Source organism: Acinetobacter sp. V2 (assembly GCF_001188385.1).
Lineage (GTDB): Bacteria > Pseudomonadota > Gammaproteobacteria > Pseudomonadales > Moraxellaceae > Acinetobacter > Acinetobacter oleivorans.
In genome coordinates, this window is sequence record NZ_JZFB01000002.1 from 162,868 (window position 1) to 164,017 (window position 1,150).

General features: G+C 42.7%; 1 protein-coding gene. It reads right to left on the reverse strand.

What is annotated here, in order from left to right; translation table 11 throughout:
- Positions 1-1,150: glutamate synthase central domain-containing protein (locus UC75_RS20970; protein ID WP_322842890.1), on the reverse strand; the 1,150-nt coding region annotated here is incomplete at both ends.

Below are 1,150 nucleotides of genomic sequence, written 5' to 3' on the forward strand. Positions count from 1 at the left end.
CATGGCGTACTTGACGAGACAATACAGCCATTGGCGTATCATCCCCCATAGAACCTACAGCTTCCTGACCACTTTCAGCAATAGGACGCAACAACTGGTCGCGCTCTTCAAACGTTACCATAAACATTTTTTGAGCTGCTTTTAAAGCATCACCAGTTAAACCTTGATCAACTAATTGTTCTTCAAGTTCAGGGTTAGCATTGAGGCGAATTGCATGATCACGTAGCCACTCACGGTACGGACGCATGTTTTTCAAATGAGTACTAACATCTTTAGTATCAAGTACTTTACCTGTTAATGTATCAACTACTAAAATTTGACCAGGGCCTACGCGACCTTTAGAAATAACATCTTCAGGTTCATAACCCCAGACACCAATTTCAGATGCCAAGGTAATGTAATCATTTTTGGTAATAACCCAACGTGCAGGGCGTAAACCATTACGGTCAAGCATACAAATGGCATGACGACCATCTTGAATTACTAAACCTGCTGGACCATCCCAAGCTTCCATATGCTTAGAGTTAAACTCATAGAATGCACGTAAGTCTGCATCTAAAGTTTCAACGTTTTGCCAAGCTGGTGGCACGAGCATACGCAATGCACGGAATAAATCCATACCGCCACCGACCAAGATTTCAAGCATGTTATCTAAGCTTGAAGAGTCTGAACCAGTACGGTTCACAATTGGGTTAAGCTCAGTTAGGCCTGGTAACAATGGGTTTTCAAATTTAGGCGTACGTGCCAATGCCCAGTTACGGTTTGCTGTAATAGTGTTGATTTCACCATTATGCGCAAGGTAACGGAATGGCTGTGCCAAAGGCCAACGCGGTAAAGTGTTGGTCGAGAAACGTTGGTGGAACACCACGATATGTGATTTTAAACGTTCGTCTGCCAAATCTGTATAGAACTCAGCAATTGCAGCCGGCATCATCAAGCCTTTATAGCTGATCACTGTCGAACAAAGCGTAGTCACATAGAATGACGGATCATTTTGTAATTGTTGTTCTGCACGACGACGTGCCAAAAATAGTTTACGGTTAAACTCAACTTCAGTTACACCCATTGGACAGTTCACAATGACCTGTTCAAAAGCAGGTAAAGATTGAAGTGCAATTTCACCTAGTGCATCATTATTTGTAGGGACAAC